The organism is Xaviernesmea rhizosphaerae, assembly GCF_001938945.1.
In the GTDB taxonomy this organism is placed as follows: Bacteria; Pseudomonadota; Alphaproteobacteria; order Rhizobiales; family Rhizobiaceae; genus Xaviernesmea; species Xaviernesmea rhizosphaerae.
This window is the reverse complement of record NZ_MKIO01000021.1, coordinates 297,099-314,312: the sequence shown is the minus strand read 5'-3', so window position 1 is coordinate 314,312 and position 17,214 is coordinate 297,099. Positions and strand designations below refer to the sequence as shown.

Sequence of the window (17,214 nt, the reverse complement as noted above, 5' to 3'; positions counted from 1 at the left end):
CTTTCCCGCGGACTCCCTCCATATTCCCGCCATGGCCAGATCCAAGAACACATCCGACGGCTTCGGCGAAGCGCCGCAGGCCTCTTTCGAGTCCGCGACACCGCTCTCCTCCAACGTTGCCGACTGGGCGGAGGAGCTGCAGCGCATGGCGGAGGCCGAAAGCATCGAGACCCGCCACGACGTCGCCTCCCGCGCCGGTCGCCACCGCAAGCAGGTGGAGCAGGCCGCCGCGCGGGAGAAGCAGAGCGATGCCGCGCCGACCAAGGCGAAGGCTGCGGGAAAGACGGCCGGATCGGGCAAATCGTCCCCAGGCAAATCGTCGCGCGGCACTTCCATGGGGTCCTCCAGCGATCCGAAGGCGCGTGCCGCCGCCGGCCTCAACCCCGTGGCCGGGCTGGATGTGACGCTGGAGCAGGCCGAAGCGCTCGGCTTCGGCGCGAAGACTAAGGCGGGAAAGAGCAAGGCGGTCTCCGTGCCTGACAGCGCCGGGCTTGAAGGACCGAGCGCGGTGACGGCGACGGTCGAGGCCCTGTCGAAACTGATCGAGAGCGGTAATCCCCTGTTCAAGGACGGCAAGCTCTGGACCCCGCACCGCCCCCATCGCCCGGAAAAATCCGAAGGCGGCGTGCCGATCCGCATGGTCACGGAATACAAGCCCTCCGGCGACCAGCCGACCGCGATCGCCGATCTGGTCGAGGGCCTGAAATCCGGCGAGCGCAGCCAGGTGCTGCTCGGCGTCACCGGCTCGGGCAAGACCTTTACCATGGCCAAGGTGATCGAGGAGACCCAGCGCCCCGCCGTGATCCTCGCGCCGAACAAGACGCTGGCGGCGCAGCTCTATTCCGAGTTCAAGAACTTCTTCCCCGAAAACGCGGTCGAATATTTCGTCTCCTATTACGATTACTACCAGCCGGAAGCCTATGTGCCGCGCTCGGATACGTTCATCGAGAAGGAAAGCTCGATCAACGAGCAGATCGACCGCATGCGCCACTCCGCCACCCGCTCGCTCCTGGAGCGCGACGATGTGATCATCGTCGCCTCGGTCTCCTGCATCTACGGTATCGGTTCGGTCGAGACCTATACGGCCATGACCTTCCAGATGGCGGTGGGCGACCGGCTGGACCAGCGGCAATTGCTGGCCGACCTCGTGGCACAGCAATATAAGCGGCGCGACATGGACTTCGTACGCGGCTCCTTCCGCGTGCGCGGCGATACGATCGAGATCTTCCCCGCCCACCTGGAGGATGCCGCCTGGCGCATCTCCATGTTCGGCGACGAGATCGATGCGATCACCGAATTCGATCCGCTGACCGGGCAGAAGACTGGCGACCTGAAATCGGTGAAGATCTACGCCAATTCGCACTATGTCACCCCGCGCCCGACGCTGAACGGAGCGATCAAGGCGATCAAGGAAGAACTGAAGCTGCGTCTGGCCGAGCTGGAAAAGGCCGGCCGCCTGCTGGAAGCGCAGCGGCTGGAGCAGCGCACGCGCTACGACATCGAAATGCTGGAGGCCACAGGCTCCTGCGCCGGCATCGAAAACTATTCGCGCTATCTCACCGGCCGCCGCCCAGGCGAGCCGCCGCCGACCCTGTTCGAATATATTCCGGACAATGCCCTGCTGTTCATCGACGAAAGCCACGTCACCGTTCCGCAGATCGGCGGCATGTATCGGGGCGACTTCCGGCGCAAGGCGACGCTGGCCGAATATGGCTTCCGCCTGCCCTCCTGCATGGACAACCGTCCCCTGCGCTTCGAGGAATGGGACGCCATGCGCCCCGACACGGTTTCCGTCTCGGCTACGCCGGGCGGCTGGGAGCTGGAACAGTCCGGCGGCGTCTTCGCCGAACAGGTGATCCGCCCGACCGGCCTGATCGACCCACCGGTGGAGGTGCGTTCGGCCAAGACCCAGGTGGACGACGTTCTGGGCGAGATTCGCGAGACCGCGGCCAAGGGCTATCGCAGCCTCGTCACCGTGCTCACCAAGCGCATGGCGGAGGATCTGACCGAGTATCTGCATGAGCAGAACATCCGCGTGCGCTACATGCATTCCGACATCGACACGCTGGAGCGCATCGAGATCATCCGTGATCTGCGCCTCGGCGCTTTCGACGTGCTCGTCGGCATCAACCTGCTGCGCGAGGGCCTCGACATTCCCGAATGCGGCTTCGTCGCCATTCTCGATGCCGACAAGGAAGGTTTCCTGCGCTCGGAAACCTCGCTTATTCAGACGATCGGCCGCGCCGCGCGCAATGTCGACGGCAAGGTCATCCTCTATGCCGACAACATCACCGGCTCGATGAGCCGCGCCATGGAAGAGACCGCGCGCCGGCGCGAGAAGCAGATGGCCTACAACACCGAACACGGCATCACGCCGGAATCGGTGAAGGCCAAGATCTCCGACATTCTCGACTCGGTCTATGAGCGCGATCATGTCCGCGCCGATATTTCCGGCGCCACCGGCAAGGGCTATGCCTCGGGCGGCCATATGGTCGGCAACAACCTCGCCGCCCATCTGGAAGCGCTGGAAAAGCAGATGCGCAACGCCGCCGCCGACCTCGACTTCGAGACCGCCGCCCGCCTGCGCGACGAGATCAAACGCCTCAAGGCCGCCGAACTCGCCACCATGGACGACCCGATCGCCCGACAAGAGGCGCGGAGCGCCGAAGGCGCGACAGGGAAGGCAGGAAGCTTGGCGAAGAGTGCCGAAGGCGCGACCGGGAAAGCAGGAAGCCCGGCGCGGAGTGCCGAAGGCACGACGGGGAAGGCAGGAAGCTCTGCCCCGGAAGGCAAGGGCTCGGCCGCGAACTCCTCCTCCCTGTTCCAGAAGCCCTCGCTCGACGATATGGGCCCCGGCACGGACACGGCCCGCCCGCTGTTCCGCAAGAACACGCTGGACGAAATGACCGTCGGCCGCACCGAAAAGCCGGTCTCCGGCGCCCTGCCCGAACGTCCCGAGGAAAGCCTCAGCACCAAAAAGCGCTTCTCCCCGCTCATGGAAGGCCAGCCCGAGCGCGCCACCGACGACCCGCGCCCGCTGGCGCGCGGGAAGACGGGGGTCGGGTCTTATGAGGATCCGGCAGAGGTGAAGCGTAAGGGGCGGACCAAGGGGAAGACCGGGCGGCCTGGGCGGTAGGCCGTCAGACTGGTCATCGATGCCGTTGATCAGAATAGACGACGTAAGCGCGTCGTTGGCTCGGCATTTTTGATGCGATTTTCGGATGGTCCGCTCGAACAGGCCTCCGATGGGAGCTGTTCACTCTGTCCCCATGCTCGGGCTTGCCCCTGATATCTGCAGCGGTTCGATTTTATCGACGTCGGCAGAGTTCAGGGACAAGCTCGAGGATTGCGGAAGGGAGAGGTCGAGCTTGATCAGAGCATCGTGCGGGTCAGTTCTTCTCCAACCCTGTGCAATGACGAGGACACCGCCGCTTAAGCATCTGCGTGGTGCCCTCGAACGCCGCCATTCGGTCCGATGCGTTCGCACCGTCCCTGCGGACGTCAGTCACATCACAGAATGAAATACCCCTTCTGCAGATCGCTCACCCCATCAAGATGCAGCGAGAAATCAGCCTTCTTGTCGCCGTTGATGTCGGCATAGACATAGAGGTCGCCGCCGAGCTTCTTGTAGCGCAGCTCGCCGGCATCGCCGGAGAAGCCCTTGGTGCCGATGAAGGTGAAGGCCTGGTTGCCGGCATGGGTGGTGTCCGCGTCGATCAGGCTGAGGCTGATCTTGTCGCCGGCCTTGCCGTTGAAATCGAGGATGGTGTCGCGCCCGGCCGCCGAGGTAGTGGAATCGGCGACATTGCGGAAGAAGAACGTGTCCTTGCCGGCGCCGCCGGTCAGGATGTCCTTGCCGAGATCGCCGATGATCCGGTCATTGCCCGCGCCGCCGTCGATCGTGTCGTTGCCATTGCCGCCATAGAGGCTGTCATTGCCGCCCAGGCCGAACAGCTTGTCATTGCCATCAAGGCCGGTCAGCGTGTTGGCACCGGCCGAGCCCGTGAGGGCATCGTCGAAATTCGAGCCCTCCAGCCCCTCGATCGCGGTGAAGCTGTCGCCGGCGGCATCGCCGGTATTGCCTGCGGTCTTGACCAGATCCACGGTGACGCCGCTGCCGGCGGTGCGGTAGGAGGCGATATCGATCCCCGCGCCGCCGATCAGCGCATCCGCGCCGGCGCCGCCGATCAGCGTGTCCTTGCCATCGCCGCCTTCGAGCTGGTCGCGGCCGGCCATGCCTTCGAGCGTGTCGTTCCCCGCCGTGCCCTTGACGAGGAAACCGAGTTGCACCGAGAGCTCCGTGGCGGGTCCATAGGGCTTGCCGGAAAGATTGACGCTCAGCGCATTGTCACCGGCCACCACGTCGGTGGCCTTGAAGCCCATGTCATTGCGCAGAATGTCGGCATTCAGGAGCGACAGGCTGTTGCTGCCGCCCAGAGCGTCGAAGGTCAGCTTGTAGGTGTTGGCGGCATCGCCGCCGGAGCGGAAGTCGAAGAACCAGTAGCGGTTTTCCGTCACCGTAAAGGTGTAGACCGACCCCGTGATGTCGTGCTGAACTGCCACGGGCGCACGCCCTGTGGGATGCAAATCCTTCGCCGTGAATTCCACCGCCGTGTCGCTCACCGGCGCACTGACGGGCTCGATCGCCGCTTCCTTCACCGTGGGGTAGAGAAGCTCGAGTTTAACATTTCCACCAATCATCAGAAAATTCCTGCTTTTCAATGACTTAGAAAAAACCGCGTGGTGCGGCTGCATCCCTTGGGGATGTTCCCTGCTGCTCCATCCATCAGTCAGGGAATTCTTACATGAAATCACAAGGCGCGTTTTTGTGCAACCTGCTCCTGGTTCTGGGAAATTTTGTGCATCCTCAGCCTTTATTTCCCGCGGCCTAGGCTCTGGCGGCGGCTCTGCTCATCACAGCATCAAGCAGCCCGATGCGACGCCCTTTGGCAAGCATAAGGCTGGGGCGCGGCGGGAGAGGAAGGGAGGGAAACGCAAAGCGCAGCCAGCAGGATGCGCGGTGTCACAGGATCGCAAGCGGCCGTTCGCGGCCTCGACGGCGCACCGTCTGAGCTATCGGCCAGGGCCGAGTCTCAGTGCGAAGATCCGATAGGGAAAGCCCGCGGCTACTCCGCCGCCTGCGCCTCGGCCTCGTCGCGCTCCAGCGGAACGGCGACGGGCGGATGCTCGAGTTCGTAGGAATAGCCTGAGAGCATCTCATAGGCCTGTTCGATCGCTTCGATCTGCTGCTCGGCGGAGCGGATCGCCTCGGTGATCGTTGCCGCGCGCGCGGTGAGCATCGCGCCGAGAACGTCGGTCTCGGGGCGGCGTCCCAGGCGGTCGATATGGTGGCGCACGCGCGTGCGGTGGCGCTCCAGCTCGAGAATGTGGAAGCGGCTCTTGACGATATCGTCGGAGAGCTTGCGGCGCATCGCCGCCACGGGGTCGAAACTGCCGGGCTCGCGCTCGTCGAGGATCATGTCGTTGACGAGGTTTTCGAGCATCATCAGACCTTTGAGTGCCTTGGGGTCGGCCAATTCCGGATCGAAGCCGGTATCGTCATAGACGCGGCGGCGCACCGGGTCCTGCAAAAGCTCATAGGCCGTCTGGAGCTGGGCGAAGGCATCGGCATCGCCGCCGGTGTCCGGATGCGCAGCCTTGGCGGCCTTGCGATAGGCCAGCCGGATCGCCTCCGCATCCGCGCCCTGTTCCAGGCCCAAAAGCTCATAGGGATCGATCACCAGGCCCACTCCTTCATGCTTGCCCGTCCGCCCGCCGCCGATGGCGCGCCACCTGTCGCCTGATCGGCGCATCATCCGTCCGCCATTTGCGAACATGCTAGCCGGGCCGCACGCATCGCCGGCCTGGTCCCTCGGACGCCACCTCTGGGGTACCGCGCCCGGCCGTCGACTTCAAGCCGCTTTGCGTCCCGCCGGCCAAAGCCTGCACAGGCCGGGCTCATGGCGCCATCGGTCGGAACAGAATCATCGTTCACGCTGTCGAGACCAGACTCGGCCGGAAAAAGGACGCTTTTGCGTCCGCCCGGGGGTGGGCTGGAAAAAACGTTCGCAAGCGCCGGCAAAAGGCCTGGAACACGCGCCGCGCGGGAAAAAAACCTTGCCAGAACAGGGCTGTTCTGTCACAGATCACGACCGTTCGGGCGTTTCATCCCGGAGACTGGACTGATGTGGTTGCCGCCGGCCGGGGCGCTGCAGGCCTGAGTGGACACCGTGATGGACGATCCGCCAGGGCTCGCGGAATCCGGCGCCAGCGGTGGGAGGTGTTTCGTGCTGTCACCGGCTTGTTCTGTCGGCAGCATGGCGGGCCTTCGGCGTAGATGTTCTTTCCTCCCGTACGTGACATCCAGACTACTGCCCGGCCACGTGTTGATGACGCTGCCGGGTTGGACGCAGACCGGCCTCCCGCCCCTTCAGGGCATAAGCGGGGGACTGGCATTGACTTTCTAAGGGATCAAAGGACTTCCCCCATGGCCACCAAGGGCACCGTAAAGTTTTTCAACCAGGACAAGGGCTTCGGCTTCATCACTCCGGAAGGCGGCGCGAAGGACGTATTCGTCCACATCTCCGCTCTCCAGGCTGCCGGCCTGCAGACCCTGAAGGACGGCCAGCAGGTCACCTTCGACACCGAGCCGGATCGCATGGGCAAGGGCCCGAAGGCCGTCAACATCCGCGCTGCCTAAGGCGCGCGCCCGGCTGGGCCTTGCGCCCGCCGGACATGATTTTCCAAGACGGGCGAAAGGCGAGGCATCCCCTCGCCTTTTTGCATTGAGGCCGGACCGTTAGGGGGAACAGGCCAAGGGGGAACAGGCGGCGACACCGCCAATCCGGCCGATACGCGGATCGGGCAAATTGCCCGGAGGCGTTCAAACCGCCTCGGTCGCTTCCTCAAGCCGCATATCGGCCGCAGCCAGAACGGCATCGAAGGCCCTGAGGATCACCTCCGGCCCGGCACCGGGCCGCGCGGCATCGGCCGAGAGGATCTGGCGATAGCGGCGCGCGCCCGGCCATCCCTGAAACAGGCCGACCATATGGCGGGTGACATGGATCAGCCGGCCGCCGGCGGCGATGTGCCGGCCGGCATAGGCCGCCATCGTCTCCGCCACGCCCTGCCAGAAAGCGGGATCCGCCCGATGCCCGCGCGCCGTCAGCGGCTCCTGCGGCGCAAGCCGGCCTGCCTCGCCACCGACAAGGGCTGGGAAGCGCGCATCGACGGCAGAGAGCAGGCCGCTGTCCTGATAGGCGGCGCGGCCGAGCATAACGCCATCGATGGCGCCAAGATGCGCGCAGGCCGCCTCTAGCGTCTGCAGCCCGCCATTCAGGCCGATGAACAGCTCCGGCCGCTCCGCCTTCACCCTGTTCACGAGGCCATAATCGAGCGGCGGGATCTCGCGGTTCTCCTTCGGGCTTAGCCCTTCGAGCCAGGCCTTGCGCGCATGGACCCAGACGGCATCGACGCCAGCACAGGTCACCGCATCGATCAGCGCGCGCAACGCCATCTCCGGCTCCTGCTGGTCGACACCGATGCGGCATTTCACCGTCACGGGCAGGGCCACCGCCGCCTTCATCGCCGAAACGCAGTCGGCCACCAGATCGGGAGTCAGCATCAGGCAGGCGCCGAACGTGCCGGACTGCACGCGGTCCGAGGGACAGCCGACATTGAGATTGATCTCGGCATAGCCGTAATCCACGGCGATCCGCGCGGCGTCGGCAAGCTTCTTCGGATCATGCCCTCCCAGCTGCAGCGCCACCGGATGCTCGACCGCATCCATGCCGAGCAGCCGCTGGCAATCGCCCCGCAACACGGCATCGGCGACGATCATCTCGGTGTAAAGCAGAGCATGTCGCGTCATCGTCCGGGCAAAGGCGCGGTAGTGACGATCGGTCCAATCGATCATAGGTGCGACGGCGAAGAGGGGGGCATTGAAATAGCCTGACTTCACCCCTTGTTCGTTCTTCATTCCGTTTCCGTTCATGTCTGATTTTCCTTCTTTCGCGTTCTTCCCCGCCCCTTCCCTCAGTGCTAATGCTACGGCGTAGCACCCACGGGAGGCTTGTAGCAAACGCAATGGGAACGATATCCGAGCGAAAGCGCGCCAATGGAACGAAGGCTTATACGGCGCAAATAAGGATAAGGCGAGACGGCAAGGTGGTGCACACCGAGGCGCAGACCTTTGATCGTCGGCCGGCCGCGAACGCCTGGCTCAAGAAGCGAGAGACTGAACTCAACGCACCAGGCGTCCTGCTCCGGCCGAAGGGCACCGACATCACATTGGCCCAGGCGATCGAGCGGTACGAGCGTGAGACCGTCAGGGACTTCGGGCGAACGAAGCTCCAGGTGCTGAAGGCCATTAAGGGGGCGGAGATCGCTCAGAAGAAATGCCGCGATATCGCGAGCCATGACATCGTTGCCTATGGACGCGAGCTAGGCGAGACGCGCACCCCGCAGACGGTCGACAACTACCTGTCCTTTCTCTCGTCCGTCTTCGCCATTGCAAAGCCCGCTTGGGGTGTTGAACTGGATGCCGCCGCGATGGCCGATGCACGAAAGGTGCTGAAGCACATTGGCGCCATCAGCAAGTCGCGCCAGCGCGACCGCCGGCCATCGATTGAGGAGCTTGATCGCCTGCTTGCCCATTATGCCGATCGCAGCATTCGATCGGACCTGAAGATGCCGATGCAGGACATCATCATCTTCGCGCTGTTTTCGACGCGGCGACAGGAGGAGATTTGCCGCATTCAATGGGAAGACCTCGACCGGCCCAACAGTCGCGTGCTGGTGCGGGACATGAAGAACCCGGGCGAAAAGATGGGAAATCACGTGTGGTGCGATCTCGTGCCGGAGGCGTTGGCCGTTATTGACCGGCAGCCTATGGGTAACGGGCGCATATTCCCCGTCAACGAGAAGTCTGTCAGTGCCTCGTTCACAAGGGCCTGCGCCCTTCTCAATATCAAGGATTTGCATTTCCATGACCTGCGGCACGAAGGGATCTCGCGTTTGTTTGAGATGGGGTGGACGATCCCGCATGTCGCCGCTGTATCGGGTCATCGGTCATGGGTATCGCTCAAACGCTATGCACATATTAAGACCCGGGACACCGACAAATATCAGGGATGGCAACCCCTCCGGGCCCACCAAGCGCTGCATGCGGCCTGGACGCATCATGCCGACAAATAGATAGTGGTTTACACGCGATGATGGAAACGGGCGGCAAATGGCGGGATGGACATCGATATTTACCTTCTTTGGATCCGCCGTCGGCATCCTGACCGGCCTTTTTGTTGTGTGGGATCGCTTCTACAAGCACGCCCCATCCTTGTTCTTAGTCGCCAAGCCTTTGATCGAAGGGGGCAAGCAACGGAAGGCGTTCCTACGGCTCGTCAACAACAGTGAGCGCCCATTGATCGCGTCATGGCCAAACGGCTCAGAAGACAACGTCATGCGCGTTGCAACAAATGACGGAATTAGAGGCATCGTAGCCTCGATAGTGCGAGGCGAAACTTCGGTTGTTTTGGACGGAAAAGACGACCGGCTATTCCCCGTATTGAAGCCACCAAACTGGGATGATCTAAGCGATGATGGAACGATTGAAATAAACGTCAGATGGAGGTTTGTGCAGCCGCTTATCTGGAAGCGAGATAGATCAACGACTGTCAGAATAGATAAGCGGTCGCTTAAGCTGCTTGAAGACGAGGCTGATCTCGAATGAGCCCGATGGCTGTTAGTAGATTGGACGATGAATGCCGCGTCATTGATAGGCCAATGGTAGACCTTACAACAAAGTCCTGCACCCCATGCCGGAGGCGCTAGACGGAAACACTACTCCCAAGGTTCTTTTTCCATGAGTGAAATTTTTATAAGCCATGCAGTAGCCGACCGGCACCTTGCTGAACTGCTTGTTGATTTTCTTACAGATGCCATCGGCGTACCAGAAAAATCGATTTTCTGTTCCAGTCTTCCGGGGCATGGAAATCCGCTTAGCCACAATTTTAATACAAATATGCGTGAGCAAATTCAGCACCCCAAGCTGGTTATACTCCTCATGACACCCTCATATTTAGACAGCCGATTCTGTGTCATGGAACTTGGCGGTACTTGGGCTCTCGCGTTAAAACCTCTTCCTATAGTTGTACCTCCTGTGACTTTCACTGATGTAACGAACACGCTGGGGCAAATACAGGGGTGGGACATCACCGCAAAGAGCGATCTGGAGACGGTTCGACAACTCATTCTGGAAACATTAGGTATCGAGGGGCGCGGGAATTACAATTTTGAACGGAAGCGTTCTTGGTGGGAGACTGGCCTGACATCCGCGCTTTCTAAGCTTGCCCTCTCTCCGAGAGTGGCACGAGCAGACTTCGATGCAGTAGCTGCTGAACGGGACGATCTGAAATGCAGACTCCAGCAGTCAATCTCTGAAGCCAACGACGTCCGGCATAAGCTAGATACATTGAAATCGTTACGTCCCGTCGCGATGGTCGTCGAACCTGATCTGCTAATTGCTGAGGATATCGCTGCCATAATGCAACAACATGGATTTGTTGTAGGAGCAGTCGTCCGCACAGCAAAGGAAGCAATTGAAAAGGCAATTGCAATCAAACCAGACATTATCACAACTGAAATACCGTTGGCAGACGGTAGCAGTGGCATCGATGCAGTCAACGAAATACTTAAGACACACGATTCAGGTATTGTTTTTGTCACTGCTTATCCAGAAATGCTTCTAAAGGTTAAGCATACTCAGCCTGCATATTTGGAGAGTAAGCCGTTTTTCTCTGATCAATTGGCAGCGACTATCCGACTGGCTTATGCCGATGCGCTTTCTCTCCGCGAGGATAAAGCGCGATCCGAAGGCCGAAATATAAGCTAGGCCTGTTGGTTTGACCGGTCTGTCTTCAGCGACAACTTGAGCAGCTCAATGAGAAACAAAATGCTGTCAGCGGTTGCGATAACAATTGCAATAGTAGACGTTAACTAACTGATTTGACTGCCACTATTATACCCCATGCCGGGGTGACGAAATCAAATAATTGCATTGACTTAGAGCCGCTCTGGACACCTCCGCTCTTTCGCATTCAATTGAGATTTTACGCATACTGTCCAGCCGCCAATCGGGATAGCTATCCGCCGCTATCCCGATTCTCAGCCCCTTGATGTTCTCTCTCTGTTCGGTCATGCCTTAGGATTAAAGGCATAAGGCTAGGACTACGTTCAAGGTGGCATTGTGAGTGACGATCTGCGCGAGTGGGCAAGGCAGAGCATCTCGATGCACTATCATCTGATGCCGCAATCCTATCGCCGTCGCTTTGGCGGCGTCGGCATCGGCAAGCAGAGAGATCTGACAGTGGTCACGCCGATCGCCGCCAGCATGATCGAGCGCATGGCCAGGCAGCTCGCCTTTTCCTTTGAGGGTCGCCCGACGCCCAACGCAACGGTGCAGCAGGTGATCGAGCGCGCCTTGCTTGAGGTCTCCGACGAACAGGCTTTTGCAAGTTTGCTCATGGGTGGCGAGGACGGTCAGTCCGCCGTCAGAGGGATCGTCGAGAGAATCGTCGAGGCGCTGTTGTTGACCTTTGAGCTCATCATCATCGTCAAGCCGGGACAGGATGGGCCCGCCAATACCGAGGCGCCTAAGCGCAAAGCGGCTCCGCTGCCCAATGGCTGGATGCCCTGCCATCAGATCTCCCCGAACTCAAAACCAAAATTGCGATGGGCCCGCACATGGCAGGATGGCGATGACTATGTCGGCTTTGACGGCGCCATCGCTATCGGGCGGATTTTTCGGATCGCGGCTCTCAGCGCCGACGATCGCGAGAAATGGCTGTGGCTGCTGACGCACGCGCCTGCTCAGATCAAGCTTGATCACCCCTCGGCGGGATGGGAGGAGACCCCGCGCCAGGCCGCTGTGCGGGTCGAGTTCTGCTATCAGAAAATCCGGCAGGCGATCCATGATGACGCCTATGATACCCTTCGCAAGCATGGGAAGCGCTAGGAGGACGGAATGTGCAATCTGTACAATGTGAGCACCAACCAGGAAGCCCTGCGAGCCTTCCGGCAGGCGCTCGATCGTCTCGGCAACCTTGAACCGTCGATGGACATCTACCCCGATCGTCCGGCGCCCGTCCTGCGGAGAACGGAAGATGGCGAAGCCTGGGATCGGCTGACCTGGGGCATGCCCACGCCGCCCTCTATCCTTGGCGACAAGCCGGATACGGGCGTTACCAACATCCGCAATGTCACCTCGCCGCACTGGCGTCGCTGGCTCGGGCCCGAGAACCGGTGCGTTGTGCCGTGGACGAGTTTTTGCGAATGGGAGGACACCAAGCCGAAGAAGCGCAAGCGCTGGTTTGCCATCAACGAAGACAGGCCCCTCGCCTTCTTTGCCGGCATCTGGACGGGTTGGAAGGGAACGCGCGGGTCAATTAAGAACCCCCGCGAAGGCGAGCATCATCTCTTCGGCTTCCTGACCACCGAGCCGAATGCCGTGGTCAAGCCCATCCACCCGAAAGCCATGCCGGTCATCCTCACGACAGCCGAGGAAGTCGATGTTTGGATGCGGGCAGACTGGGCCGAGGCGAAGGTGCTTCAGCGCCCATTGCCGGATAATGGGCTACTGCTTTTGCCCCCGGACAGCTGAGGCCCATCCCTCGCTTCCATTGCGGCCATCTCGATCAGATAGACCAACAGCGGCCGATCCCGCGCCGGGATCATCCGCGCCATCTGGGCTAGCATGTTTGCAATGTATTGGGTCCGATCCTCATTCATTTCAGGAAATCCTTTTTATGAACAAGCTTAAAAGAACGCAAACCGATATGATTTTTAAGATGCCCAAGCGTGACAAGGCCGTGACCATCATTGACCACGATGCAAAGGCGCCGCCGGCCATGCCTTGGTGGGGGGTCGCATATTCGCTCGCCGTCTGGTGTATGCTGGCGGCTTGCATCATCCTGCCGATCACGAAAGCGGTACGCGGGCTGCTATCGCCATGACGGCGTTTACGAGACGACAGAGGTCTCCTGAGAACGAAATGAACTATGCTAACAGCAAAAGCCTCGGCGAGTATTGGCCAGCAGTTCTTTCTTTACAGAAGGCTGCATCGTACTGCGGAATGTCCGTTCAAGCCTTTAAAGAAGCCTGTCCTGTCAGGCCGCTCAAATACTCGCTCAAAGAAAATGACATGAAATTCCTGCGGAACTGGCTTGACGACTGGCTTGCATCGCTGAATTAAAAGCACGAAAACTGGAATAATAACATATGGGGGCATCGGCATTGAATTTTACTTCGCCAAGAAAAATGCTTGAATGGGCGTCATCAGATATAGATTCCATGAATTCCGCATGGGAAGAGTATGTAAAATCAGGAGCTGTGTCGATAAAATTCAAGAGAAGCTTTGCAAACACGGAGACAGCCGTTCTTGCAGTTGTTAATAATCCGATACCTGATATTTTTCACCAGAAATTGCACAATGCTTCGTTGAACATAAAGCACTCTTTCGATCAAATTTACTCTGAATGCATGAGAATAATAACAGGGAAGGAAGATAAATCACTGACATTCCCATGGCATGAAAACGAGGCCGATCTGAAATTATTTTTCAAGAAAAAGAAATTAACCGACTTATTAGAGGAATTTATTGTTGAAGCGTTACAGCCTTATTGGGCAACAGAAGGATCATGGAAAGGAGATGAAGATCTCCGAAACTTCTCAAAGGACGTCAATCGAAATAAGCATGCCGTTATTGCAGCCGTGGGAGTTAATTCCAACATTCGTGAATTTGAGGTTCGCTTTCAGGAGGCCGGAACAGGAAGATTGCGTATCCATGTACCTCCGGTGAGAATTGACGACAATACCATCAGGCTGGCGAGGATGGAGAATTCCGTTACTGCAGAATTTGATGTCAACGTCGATCCATTTCCGATTTTTTCCGATGGTCGCCTAAAAGAGCGCCCCGTCTTCCAGGTGATCAGAAACGCCTTCACGAAAGCGGATATGTTGTTGCAGGTTGCCCAGGAGACTATCGGATCATAAAGATCATAACCCCTAGTAGCATGTAATTTTCCTTTAATATATTTGCGAAGCTTACGAAGCGATTGGGTGAAAAGGCAACGTCAATACGCTCGAACTGCCTTCATTTTCTTTGGAAGATGTAATCTTCCGCAGAATCAGGATGAAGCCAATAGGCAACCTACTGGCTAAGCCAGCATCACGGTCTCGTCCTGCAAAAGCGGCCGCCCGAAGGCGGCCGCAGCATGCGTGAGTCGATCCGGCGTCAAGCCACAGGCACGGCCGGCAGCGGCGTTGCGGGGTAGCGGCGATAGCCCCACTGCCGTTGCACGCTGATCGAGCACGTCGCGTTGGCCGCCAAGGCGACGTAGATGATCGGCGCAGCATAGCCCACCGTTACGGAACCATCGATCGGCGGCTCGGGCTCCGTGCGCATCGACATATGATAGGCTTCCGTCGGCCCAGCGCCCTGCGATGTCAGACCATACATCGACCAAGCGTTTTTCGAGCCCTTGTCAGTGTTGATCTCAAGCGTCGAGTAGACATGCGCGCCGCCGGCATTTGCGGCCACGTCGATCTCAACACCCGTCTCCAGAATATCAGAAACCGACCAATAGCTGGTTGGAGGACTGTCGGCCGCGATGCGCGCGACCGTCGCCGCGGCGCCAGCGGTGAGCGCGTAGGTGATGGCCTTGCCGCCGTAGATATTGCCTGAATCAGCGTCAGCGTTGGAAATCGCCACCGAGCATGCTGCCGTGGCGGAGATGGCGGTGTTTCCGGGGACGGTCCCACTCGAAACAGTCATGTTCGCGCCCGTCGCGCCGCCACTCGTCGTGATGAAGAACGGGTTTGCCACAATCTGACGCGGATTGGCGGGCCGTGCCTCGTGAACCCCTGCGATGGCCCTGTCGCGCGCCGGCAAGTTACTCCGGAGGAAGTCGGCAAAGGCCTTGCCGACCGTATAGGCCCCCAGAGCACTGTAATGCGTGGGGTCAGACGGCTGAAGAACGCCCGGCTTGAATCGGATCAGGCTGCCGCTTTGCGTGGCCGCCCAAAGCAGTGCGCAGAAGTCGAACAGATAGACGCCCGGTTTGCCCTCGGCCCAGCACTTGAGGCGCAGATTGAAGTCATGCAACGCCTGGACGCTGGCGGCGGAGAGGTTCGTTGCACCCGGTTCGGTCAGGAGGATCAGGCGCTTGCCGGCAGCTAGGTCGCTTTCCCATTCCGCCTGCAAATCTGCGAAGGCCACAGCGGCGACATTTGCCGTCGTGATCGTCGCGCCGGTCACGGCATGAGTATAGCCAGCCTCCGCCTGCGCCAGATTGTTGACGAGCGGATAGTTCCAGATCGCCCAACCGGCATCGCTGGCGACGCGCGCGGATTTGAACAGATTGATATATTCATCCGTCCGCTTGCCCGAGGATGCAAACAGCCGGTTGATGCTCATCCGCTGTCCGGTCAGGACATTGGCCCAGTTGAGCCAGTAGAGGTTGGACAGTCCGATGTGACGTGCGGGTGGCGCGAAGACGGCGACGCCGGCTTGAGCCGCACGGCTGTCGCCCATGATATCGCAAACGCTCATATTGAGCTGGCGACGCCACTCCTTCAGTGAGGTTACAAGCAATCCGGGCATCAGATGCCTCCCATGATGTAGTTGCCCTCGCCATCGACGAGGTATGTGCCATCGCTGCTGATGGCGGCGGTGTAGGCGGCAGGCAGGGCAAACGGCAGCAGCCGGCCGAGCCCGACGAGATACGCGACGGCCAGCCGCGCGCGAGTTGACGCCATGGTCATGTCTCCAGATTTTGAGGGGGTAAAAGGATCAGCGCACGCGGCGCTGTTCGGAGGCTTCAAGGCGCTGCAGGATCGCGCGGACCTCGCGAAGGTCGCCCGCCTGCTGGCTGATCAGCGCCTGCAGTTCCTTGATGGCTTGTGCCGTGTTGGTGGTGATCGTCTCGGTGCTGGTGAGCCGGTAATCCAGCTTGTCGATCTTTTGCACGTCGCGCTCAAGCGCGCGAAATCGCTCCTCGTTGCGGCCGTTTTGGGTGCCGATGTCGGTTTGCCGCTCTTTGTGCAGGTTGTCATGGTTTGTCCACTTGTCGTCCTGCCGCTTTTCCAGCTGCTTGATCTCGCTGGCATTCGTGGAAATTTTTCCTTCCATCTCCGTCTTGTATGAGCCGACGCTGACGGCGCCGCCAAAGAGGATGCCGACCAACAGCAGCGTATTGATCATGGAGCCGAAGCGGCTCCACACGCTTTCGATTTTTGCCAGCCTCTCCATGGCGTCAGGCCGCGTTGCGCGGGGCGAGATAGGTCAGCACCGCCGGCAGGCCGATCGACACAGCATAAAGCGCGACATAACCATACCAGGGCGTCCCCTCCGGCAGCACCGGCAGACCAACCGTGCCGGCTGCCGCCCCGCCGAGAGCGGCGCCGATGGCCTTGGAATATTTCTGCATGACGATGCTCCTTCAGGCTTCGTTCGTGGAAAGGGCTTGATTGCTGGCGACAACAGGCACGGCGCCGATTGGCAGTGCCTGACCGGGCGGCCAGCGGTAGGCGGTGACGCGCTTGGGATCGAAGGGCTTGATGTTGACGGCATCGGCTTGATTGCCGCCAAGCACCATCAGATAGCCGCGCTGGTCCCGGCCGGTGACGAAGCCGACATGCCCGCCGCCATCGCGCTTGAAGGTGACGACAGCGCCAACCGCCGGCGCCTTGATGCCTTGCCCCCAGTTCTCATAGGACCGCGCCCAGGCCGAGCGCGTGGACGCGAACCCGCAGCTCTCCAGCACGAACCCGACAAAGGCCGCGCACCAAGGCGTTTCGTCATCGCGATACGACAGGCCGAGAATGCGCCACATCTCCAGGATTTCCGGCGCATGCGCGCGCCCCTTGATTTCCGAGAGGCCGGAATAGCGCCGCGCGAAGGTGAGCCAATCCGGTTCGCCGTTGCCGACCGGCTTGGCGTCCGCCACGCGAAAGCCAAACAGCTTTTCCAGCGTGTCGGCATCGACGGACGGGTTCACGGGCAGGCCGACCGAGCGCTTGAAGGCGATCAGTGCCGCATCGGTATCGCGGCCCTTGATGCCGTCCGCGCCCGATTTCCCGACCGAGAAGCCACGAGAAATCAGCCGCTCCTGAATATCCAGGATCGTTTTCATGGTGATGTCCTTTTGAAAGATGCCGACC

18 protein-coding genes are annotated in these 17,214 nt (G+C 60.1%); 10 read left to right on the top strand and 8 right to left on the bottom strand.

Annotated elements, in window-relative coordinates; genetic code table 11:
- The first annotated feature begins 31 nt into the window (after positions 1-31).
- Complete coding sequence (gene uvrB / locus BJF92_RS05300; RefSeq protein ID WP_075633950.1) at positions 32-3,136, top strand: excinuclease ABC subunit UvrB; 3,105 nt, start codon at positions 32-34, stop codon at positions 3,134-3,136.
- Between the two features lie 374 nt (positions 3,137-3,510).
- Here uvrB and BJF92_RS05295 read toward each other — a convergent pair whose 3' ends face one another.
- Together BJF92_RS05295 and BJF92_RS05290 are read right to left on the bottom strand one after the other, a co-directional pair.
- Positions 3,511-4,701: a calcium-binding protein gene (locus BJF92_RS05295; RefSeq protein WP_075633709.1), complete on the bottom strand. Its 1,191-nt coding sequence runs from the start codon at positions 4,699-4,701 to the stop codon at positions 3,511-3,513.
- Positions 4,702-5,126: 425 nt separating this feature from the next.
- Entirely contained in the window at positions 5,127-5,741 is a 615-nt protein-coding gene (locus BJF92_RS05290) for a J domain-containing protein (RefSeq protein ID WP_075633949.1), read from the bottom strand.
- Positions 5,742-6,487: 746 nt separating this feature from the next.
- On the opposite strand from BJF92_RS05290, the gene BJF92_RS05285 reads away from it, so the two are divergent.
- Positions 6,488-6,700: a cold-shock protein gene (locus BJF92_RS05285; protein WP_027486412.1), complete on the top strand. Its 213-nt coding sequence runs from the start codon at positions 6,488-6,490 to the stop codon at positions 6,698-6,700.
- A 183-nt stretch (positions 6,701-6,883) separates the two neighbouring features.
- Here BJF92_RS05285 and dusA read toward each other — a convergent pair whose 3' ends face one another.
- A complete protein-coding gene (dusA, locus tag BJF92_RS05280; RefSeq protein WP_075633708.1) occupies positions 6,884-7,993 on the bottom strand; it encodes a tRNA dihydrouridine(20/20a) synthase DusA in 1,110 nt (369 codons plus the stop codon).
- A gap of 92 nt (positions 7,994-8,085) precedes the next feature.
- Here dusA and BJF92_RS05275 point away from each other — a divergent pair, with 92 nt between their 5' ends.
- From BJF92_RS05275 to BJF92_RS24990, 8 genes are all read left to right on the top strand, one after another.
- On the top strand, positions 8,086-9,195 hold the full coding sequence (locus tag BJF92_RS05275) for a site-specific integrase (protein WP_075633707.1): 1,110 nt from the start codon (positions 8,086-8,088) through the stop codon (positions 9,193-9,195).
- A 37-nt stretch (positions 9,196-9,232) separates the two neighbouring features.
- Positions 9,233-9,727, top strand: coding sequence for a hypothetical protein (locus BJF92_RS05270; protein WP_075633706.1), 495 nt, complete (start codon positions 9,233-9,235; stop codon positions 9,725-9,727).
- Positions 9,728-9,859: 132 nt separating this feature from the next.
- Positions 9,860-10,888, top strand: a complete 1,029-nt coding sequence (locus tag BJF92_RS05265) for a TIR domain-containing protein (RefSeq protein ID WP_075633705.1) — start codon at positions 9,860-9,862, stop codon at positions 10,886-10,888.
- Between the two features lie 354 nt (positions 10,889-11,242).
- A complete protein-coding gene (locus tag BJF92_RS24650; RefSeq protein WP_143523908.1) occupies positions 11,243-12,010 on the top strand; it encodes a hypothetical protein in 768 nt (255 codons plus the stop codon).
- A gap of 9 nt (positions 12,011-12,019) precedes the next feature.
- Positions 12,020-12,655 (top strand): SOS response-associated peptidase, encoded by a 636-nt coding sequence (locus BJF92_RS05255; RefSeq protein ID WP_075633704.1) that lies wholly within the window; start codon positions 12,020-12,022, stop codon positions 12,653-12,655.
- Positions 12,656-12,800: 145 nt separating this feature from the next.
- Positions 12,801-13,007 carry a hypothetical protein gene (locus BJF92_RS05250; protein ID WP_075633703.1) on the top strand — a complete coding sequence of 69 codons (207 nt, stop codon included), beginning with the start codon at positions 12,801-12,803 and terminating at the stop codon, positions 13,005-13,007.
- Positions 13,008-13,045: 38 nt separating this feature from the next.
- A complete protein-coding gene (locus tag BJF92_RS24995) occupies positions 13,046-13,246 on the top strand; it encodes a hypothetical protein (protein ID WP_075633947.1) in 201 nt (66 codons plus the stop codon).
- A gap of 26 nt (positions 13,247-13,272) precedes the next feature.
- Positions 13,273-14,046: a hypothetical protein gene (locus BJF92_RS24990; RefSeq protein ID WP_143523907.1), complete on the top strand. Its 774-nt coding sequence runs from the start codon at positions 13,273-13,275 to the stop codon at positions 14,044-14,046.
- 241 nt (positions 14,047-14,287) lie between these two features.
- On the opposite strand, the gene BJF92_RS05230 is transcribed toward BJF92_RS24990, so the two are convergent.
- Genes BJF92_RS05230 through BJF92_RS05220 form a run of 5 tightly spaced genes read right to left on the bottom strand, consistent with a single transcriptional unit; the run spans position 14,288 to position 17,186 of the window.
- Positions 14,288-15,655 carry a hypothetical protein gene (locus tag BJF92_RS05230; RefSeq protein WP_143523906.1) on the bottom strand — a complete coding sequence of 456 codons (1,368 nt, stop codon included), beginning with the start codon at positions 15,653-15,655 and terminating at the stop codon, positions 14,288-14,290.
- The gene (locus BJF92_RS25470) at positions 15,655-15,810 is read right to left on the bottom strand and encodes a hypothetical protein (protein ID WP_158032191.1); all 156 of its coding nucleotides are present in this window, start codon (positions 15,808-15,810) and stop codon (positions 15,655-15,657) included. The genes BJF92_RS05230 and BJF92_RS25470 overlap by 1 nt, the downstream gene beginning before the upstream one ends.
- Positions 15,811-15,844: 34 nt before the next feature.
- Positions 15,845-16,255 carry a hypothetical protein gene (locus tag BJF92_RS05225; RefSeq protein WP_143523905.1) on the bottom strand — a complete coding sequence of 137 codons (411 nt, stop codon included), beginning with the start codon at positions 16,253-16,255 and terminating at the stop codon, positions 15,845-15,847.
- A gap of 52 nt (positions 16,256-16,307) precedes the next feature.
- The gene (locus tag BJF92_RS25710; RefSeq protein WP_198931523.1) at positions 16,308-16,481 is read right to left on the bottom strand and encodes a hypothetical protein; all 174 of its coding nucleotides are present in this window, start codon (positions 16,479-16,481) and stop codon (positions 16,308-16,310) included.
- A 12-nt stretch (positions 16,482-16,493) separates the two neighbouring features.
- The gene (locus BJF92_RS05220) at positions 16,494-17,186 is read right to left on the bottom strand and encodes a TIGR02594 family protein (protein ID WP_078057846.1); all 693 of its coding nucleotides are present in this window, start codon (positions 17,184-17,186) and stop codon (positions 16,494-16,496) included.
- Between the last annotated feature and the right edge of the window lie 28 nt (positions 17,187-17,214).

Coding starts and splice junctions, on each gene's coding strand:
- BJF92_RS05230 (WP_143523906.1), bottom strand. CDS start 15,655: ATGCCCGGATTGCTTGTAACCTCACTGAAGGAGTGGCGTCGCCAGCTC.
- BJF92_RS05255 (WP_075633704.1), top strand. CDS start 12,020: ATGTGCAATCTGTACAATGTGAGCACCAACCAGGAAGCCCTGCGAGCC.
- BJF92_RS05275 (WP_075633707.1), top strand. CDS start 8,086: ATGGGAACGATATCCGAGCGAAAGCGCGCCAATGGAACGAAGGCTTAT.
- BJF92_RS25470 (WP_158032191.1), bottom strand. CDS start 15,810: ATGGCGTCAACTCGCGCGCGGCTGGCCGTCGCGTATCTCGTCGGGCTC.
- dusA (WP_075633708.1), bottom strand. CDS start 7,993: ATGAACGGAAACGGAATGAAGAACGAACAAGGGGTGAAGTCAGGCTAT.
- BJF92_RS05265 (WP_075633705.1), top strand. CDS start 9,860: ATGAGTGAAATTTTTATAAGCCATGCAGTAGCCGACCGGCACCTTGCT.
- BJF92_RS24990 (WP_143523907.1), top strand. CDS start 13,273: ATGGGGGCATCGGCATTGAATTTTACTTCGCCAAGAAAAATGCTTGAA.
- BJF92_RS05225 (WP_143523905.1), bottom strand. CDS start 16,255: ATGATCAATACGCTGCTGTTGGTCGGCATCCTCTTTGGCGGCGCCGTC.
- BJF92_RS25710 (WP_198931523.1), bottom strand. CDS start 16,481: ATGCAGAAATATTCCAAGGCCATCGGCGCCGCTCTCGGCGGGGCGGCA.
- BJF92_RS05270 (WP_075633706.1), top strand. CDS start 9,233: ATGGCGGGATGGACATCGATATTTACCTTCTTTGGATCCGCCGTCGGC.
- BJF92_RS05220 (WP_078057846.1), bottom strand. CDS start 17,186: ATGAAAACGATCCTGGATATTCAGGAGCGGCTGATTTCTCGTGGCTTC.
- BJF92_RS24995 (WP_075633947.1), top strand. CDS start 13,046: ATGAACTATGCTAACAGCAAAAGCCTCGGCGAGTATTGGCCAGCAGTT.
- BJF92_RS05285 (WP_027486412.1), top strand. CDS start 6,488: ATGGCCACCAAGGGCACCGTAAAGTTTTTCAACCAGGACAAGGGCTTC.
- uvrB (WP_075633950.1), top strand. CDS start 32: ATGGCCAGATCCAAGAACACATCCGACGGCTTCGGCGAAGCGCCGCAG.
- BJF92_RS05250 (WP_075633703.1), top strand. CDS start 12,801: ATGAACAAGCTTAAAAGAACGCAAACCGATATGATTTTTAAGATGCCC.
- BJF92_RS05295 (WP_075633709.1), bottom strand. CDS start 4,701: ATGATTGGTGGAAATGTTAAACTCGAGCTTCTCTACCCCACGGTGAAG.